This is a genomic window from uncultured Cyclobacterium sp., assembly GCF_963976465.1.
Lineage (GTDB): Bacteria > Bacteroidota > Bacteroidia > Cytophagales > Cyclobacteriaceae > Cyclobacterium.
The window spans coordinates 1-6,237 of the sequence record NZ_CAXBOC010000354.1 but is presented as its reverse complement, the minus strand read 5'-3'; the positions used below and the strand labels follow the sequence as shown (position 1 = coordinate 6,237).

At 39.7% G+C, this 6,237-nt stretch carries 3 protein-coding genes and 1 pseudogene; all 4 read right to left on the bottom strand.

Going from position 1 to position 6,237, the window contains the following annotated elements; genetic code table 11:
• The coding region (locus AAC037_RS17635; protein WP_339904400.1) for a sulfatase-like hydrolase/transferase at window positions 1-494 on the bottom strand (494 nt) is incomplete at its 3' end.
• A 12-nt stretch (window positions 495-506) separates the two neighbouring features.
• Window positions 507-1,988 (bottom strand): RagB/SusD family nutrient uptake outer membrane protein, encoded by a 1,482-nt coding sequence (locus tag AAC037_RS17630; protein ID WP_339904399.1) that lies wholly within the window; start codon window positions 1,986-1,988, stop codon window positions 507-509.
• A 17-nt stretch (window positions 1,989-2,005) separates the two neighbouring features.
• A complete protein-coding gene (locus AAC037_RS17625) occupies window positions 2,006-5,200 on the bottom strand; it encodes a TonB-dependent receptor (protein WP_339904398.1) in 3,195 nt (1,064 codons plus the stop codon).
• A gap of 307 nt (window positions 5,201-5,507) precedes the next feature.
• Window positions 5,508-6,237 (bottom strand): annotated as a pseudogene (locus AAC037_RS17620) (hypothetical protein); the annotation flags it as partial.

Sequence of the window (6,237 nt, the reverse complement as noted above, 5' to 3'; positions counted from 1 at the left end):
TCCTTTAGACTTTCTTTTTGAAAATTGGAGCCAGGCAAATCTGCAAAATCAAAGTCGAATCTATCAGCTGGATTAACGTGAACCTTACCTAGGATCCCAGTTCTATAGCCCGATTCTTTAAGATAGTTGGGCAAAACTTTTATCCCGGAATAAAGTGCGTAATAGTGGGTCGCCCATCCGAGTTGACCGTTTTGATGCGGGTATAATCCTGTGAAAATACTGCTTCTCGATGGACTACAAACTGCATAAGTTGTATAAGCATTGAGAAACATAACGCCATTTTTAGAAAGCTTGTCCAGATTTGGAGTGTGTACGAGCTTATTCCCATAACATCCCAAATCTGGACTGTTGTCCTCAGAAACAATCAGCAAAATATTTGGCGAGGCTCTTTGTGGTACTTTGGAATTACATCCAAAATTTATTCCACTAGAAAACACCGCTAATATCAGCGCAATTTTAAATTGTTTAAAAATCATTTGTCTCCAAGTATTCAAGCTTTCAAACCTTTATTCATAACCTGGGTTTTGTGTTACTTTATTCTCCAAACTCAAAACACTAGTAGAGATCGGCCATAGGATTTTTTGTTCAGGATTGGCTTGTTCACTTAATGTAGGAAGCATTTCGATGGCTTTATCGAAGCGCACTAAATCCCACCATCTTTTACCTTCAAAAGCCAATTCTCTTAACCTTTCTTCAAGGATTATCTCATTGTTTTCTTCTACAGTACCTGATGTAAAGGCATAATTATCGAACTGGTCTCCATATGCCCTCATTCTCACCTGATTAATTTCCATTGACGGATCCTCACCCAGCGCATTTTTGGCTTCTGCAATCATCAATAAAACATCAGCATACCGGTATAAAATAATGTCATCAATAAAATTTCTACTACCCCCTATTACAGTACCACTTCCCTTTGTTACTATTGTTGTGTAATAAGTCAAGGCTTCATTCTCCCCGATAGTGTATATTTCATAAAAGGAGGCATCCTTCCTTTGATCATCATTGGTGAACAAGGATTTAACATATGTTGTAGGAACTGTAATATTATTGCTCCCTCCACCTATTGCTCCTATTGTTTCCCTTGCTTCTGCAGAAATATTGGCAGGGATAGCACTTCCAATGAGATACATGGCGTTGAAATAATTATTACCTGCAGATTCGAGTTCGGCAAATCTTACAGCCATAATAACTTCTTTATTGCCTTTATTGTCATAATCAAAAACATCCGCAAAATTATCCAATAAGTCCACATCTGTGTTTTGGATATCCTTTAACGCGTCCAATGCAGTTTGGAGATCAGCGTTGCCACCTCCCATTTGTTTTGCCGTCCAAAGGTAAACCTCTCCTTTAAGTGCACTAGTGGCTGGCTTGGACCAGAACATCTTGTTTTCTGCGTAACTATTGTCAGGAAACAACTGTAAAGCTTTATCAATATCGGCTTTTATGAATTGAAAAATCTCACTTTGTGCGGTTCTTTCAATTTGTGTCAACTCAGGATTTTCACTTTCCGTTGGAACCATACGCAAGGGTAAATCCCCCCAGGTTCTCGTCATTACAAAATAAGTAAATGCTCTCATTGTGTATGCTTCCGCCAAGATGGTGTTTTTCCTTTCCTCAGATGCAAAGTCAATTTCTGGTACATATTTAATGATCAGGTTGGCACTGTTTACTAGGGTGTATAGGCTCTGCCAACTTGGACCGGCATTATCTGGTTGCAAGCGGTTGGTGTAATATTTAGCCCATCCGCCATCACCTACAGTCCCAAGCGCTACTACATCAGCGCGGGCTTCACCCAAATAATACAAGGTCGAGTTAGATATACTTCTAAGGTTAACATACATTCCAATCAATGCACCCTCTGCATCTCCTTCGGACTTCCAAAAAGACTCTGTGGTAATCACACTCGTAGGTGAAACATCCAGTAAATCGGAACAGGATCCGAATAAAAACAGGCTTAATATTAAAGCTATATTTAATTTTTTCATGATTCCTTTATTTTAAATTAAAAGGTAATATTTAAACCAAAAATAAAGTTTCTCGGAATGGGGTATCGCCCATAATCCCGTCCACCAAATTCAGGATTAAGTCCCTTGTATTTTGTAAAATAATACAGGTTGTTACCTGTTAGGCTAAGTCTTACATTTTCCAAATTAATGGGCGTTAATACACTTTTTGGCAAATTATAGCTTAGGCTTAGTTCTCTTATGGCAAGGTAGTCGCCAGGTTCATAATACCCTTGACCTGTGCGATTTGGATGAACGTTTATTTGGGCCCTGGTACTTTCCCAATCATATCTCGGTAATGTAGCCACATCGCCTTGTTCCTGCCAGCCGTTGTCAACCAAATTTTGGGTAAGGTTCATGTTCAACTTCCATTGGCCTTCCATAAATGCACGTGCATAGTTGTAAATGGTATGCCCGACAGTATAATCCATACGAAGGGAAAGCATTAAATTTTTATAGGAAAAAGTATTGGTCAATCCTCCCGTTAAGGTTGGAAATTCAGTTCCTACATATTTCTTATCCTTCTCGTCTATTACCCCATTGTTATCTAAATCGTCCCATATATAATCCCCACCAAATGAGGTATCCGGATATCTTTTATAAGTATCACTTGGTGCACCTTCTGCATCCTGGTCAGTTGGATAAACACCCAGTTCTATGTGAGAATAATACTCTCCAAGACTACCGCCTTCCTGAAGGCCTCCTTGCCAGGAATAGTCACCCAGTCCTGCATCCCAAACATAATATCCACCTACACGATTTCTATCCGCTCCATTTTCAGGGAGTTTTAATATTTTGTTTTGTAGGGTGGCAAAATTGGCTGCTAGGTTCCATTGGAAATCTGAAGCTGAAGGCAAAACATTGTAATTCACTTCCAATTCTACTCCTTTATTCTCTAAGCTACCTAAATTGGTAAGCGTACTACCAAAACCAGTAGATGGTGGCAAAGCCAAATTCGTAATTAGGTTATCCGTAACCCTTCTATACACGTCTAGAACAAGCCCTAAGCGGTCAAACAGGGTAAGATCTGCTCCAAAATTCAAAGTTTTGGACCGTTCCCACTTCAACTCAGGATTGGGTATCAAGGTGTTTTGAATGGCTGCGTAACCCCCATACCTTGCTCCTACTCCATAGGCTCCTTGAGCGGAAAAATCACCAAGGTTTCCAATATTACCATTGATACCGTAACTGGTACGAATTTTTAGTTTACTAAAAACATCCTGCGGCAATGCTTCCCAGAATTCTTCATTATGCATATTCCAACCCAAAGCTACACCTGGGAAGAATCCCCATTTATAATTTGCTCCTAAATTAGATGCGCCATCGTACCTTGCATTTATAGAAACTAAATACTTGTAGTTAAAATCGTAATTTACCCTACCGAAATAACCATGAATAACCTGATCCGATATGGAGCTGCTTACGCTAGTCGGCTCTGCAGAGGCATTTAAAGTAGGAATAAGGTCTGTAGAAGCTCCTTGGCCCGAAGCGCTAAGAGAGGAAATATTTCTTCCAAAATAGGCATAACCTGCAGTTGCGTTCACATTGTGTGCTTCACCTAAAGTTTTGGCATAATGAAATACTGCATCCACCTGAGTTTGTCTCCATTTAGAAATTGAAGCACTCGCAGATCTGTTGTCCACCAGATTATTGGGGCCATTCAAAACAGCAGGTTGAAAACTGTACGAATCATTTGTTCTATTATAAATTGACAGTTGAGGGTCAAAACTCAATTCAGGCGTAATTTGCCACCTGGAACCAATAGAAAAGGTCAGGTTTTCTGATCTGTTTTCTGCCACCCTGTTCCTAAGAACATATTCAGGATTTCCTTCGCTCAATGCCTGCCCTGGTGCCAAAGTACCATCCTCAAATCGGTATTTGGTTGTTGGAGGTAAAGTGATTGCCCTGGCAAAAATATTGGTGATACTATTTACCTGATTATCTTTTGAATTGGCATAATTGACTATTCCATAAAAACTGAATTGATCACTAACTTTAAAATCTCCATTGACATTCATGGTATAGCGTTTATATCCAGTGGTGATGGCTATCCCCTCATTGTCCAAATAACCAAGACTAGCAGTCACTTTTGCTTTTTCTGTTCCACCAGAAAGCGATACATGGTGATTTTGAATTGCAGCAGTTCTAAACAATACATCCTGCCAATCTGTGTCCTTAAAGATTAAGGTTTTGGATGGGTCTAGAGGGTCAGGCATGCTTTCCCAGCCTTCATTTAACTTGTACTCGTTGTCAGAAGTTAAATATTGGGTGGTATATGCGGTGCTATTGCTAAGATCATTTCCTGTTCCAAAACCTACGGGGTTGGTCAGTCTGAAAGATGCATCAGGAAAGATATCCTGAACCATCATAGCCCTTCTGGCGAAGGTCAAATAATCACGTGCAGAAGCAAGATCATACAAACTTCCTGGTTGAGACAATGAATAGCTACCAGAGTACGTTGCTGAAATAAATCCGGATTTGGCTGATTTGGTTGTTATTACCACCACACCATTGGATCCCCTGGCTCCATAAATTGAAGTAGACGCAGCATCTTTCAACACTTGAAAGGTCTCAATATCACTTGGAGCAATATTATTAATGTCAGGCCTGATTACTCCATCCACCACATACAAAGGGGCTGCTCCATTAGGGTTATTAATGGAAGTTCCTCCCCTGACGATTACTCTAGGTGCTGCTCCCGGTTGCCCGGAGGTGCTCTGAACCCTCACTCCTGCCAAGGTTCCCTGCATGGCTGATGCAGCGTTAGAATAGGGAATATTTTCTAATACTCGCTCATCCATTTTGGATACTGAGGTGGTTAATAATTCTCGAGATTGTTCTCCAAAACCAATGACCACCACTTCGTCCATATCCGACAAGACAGATTTGAGTTGTACGTTGATGGTACTGTTATTTCCTATACCCATCTCCTGAGAGGTATAACCAATAAATGAAAACACGAGTATGTTTTGGTCTTGAGGAACAGCTATTCTATAACTTCCATCAATATCAGACACAGTACCTATTGAGGTACCTTTAACCAAAATATTCACACCAGGTAGAGACTCTCCCGATGCATCTGTGATGGTCCCGGTGATTTCTCTCGCACCTTGTGAATAACCTTCCGATCCAGCCATGATCAATATTGTGATCAATGGCACAAAGAAACGTAATCCTTGTATATATTTTTTCATATAATAAATAATTTAATAAGGTACTTTAATGTATATACCAAAGATATTATATGAATTAAATGTTTTCTTATACTTTATTTTACATTATTAATACAATATTTCAATGTGTCAAATCTGAAGTCAATTAACTTTATAGGTGAAACTTAAGGTGATTTAATGGCCTTTTATTACACCATTATATGTTGGCCCACTAGAAATTCCCGAATACCACCTTATTAGAAATTGTCATTTTATTTTCAACTTAAATAAATTGCACTTCTATATTCGAGCTGGAATACTTACCCCCTTTTAGAATTATCCAGTATTATCAATCAAATTTAAATGAGTAAATGTCCGCATCTTTTAAAAAGACCCTCATCTTAACAGCCTTCCCTGCCAACTTGCTAAGGTCTTTAGACTTGTTCCAATAAACGGTTCTGGAAATCTCATTACCTATGATGGGCTGACATTCCTCCATTGAGTATCCGGGCAACTTATTCCCATCTTTATCTAATAATTCAATAAGTATTTCCCCGGCAGCAGAGGTGGAGTAATTCAATTCCAAGGCATTTCCTTCAAACACAAACGGCCTGGTAGTCATTTCACCTCCGGAGTAAGCGGCAGACAAAGAGGCAAAACCATCCAGCCTCATGGAATATCGCCTGAGATGCGCAGTGGGCTGAGCATAATCTTGATTAACGTATACAGACATTTCCGTAGGACCGGTTTTCACAATGTTTAGAGCAGGGTAATTGGACCTGGAAACCCAGTTTTGCAAACCTATACCTGGCTTAATAAAAGATTCCATAAACTGTCTTTGATAAACTCCTCCCCCTCTTGAGGACATCAATATCGCATCAGAACAATCATTGTAATATTTGGGGTTTACGCCCAATTGCTTGGCCTCTTCGTCGTTTACTACTTTCCTATTGGGCATAAATCGAGCACCTATAGCCAAATAAATATGAGGTGCACGAAAGTAAGGACTAGTTTGTTGGGTATACAAATGCTCATAAGGAGTATTTCCAAAACTCATTTGAACGGGGCTTGTCCAGTTG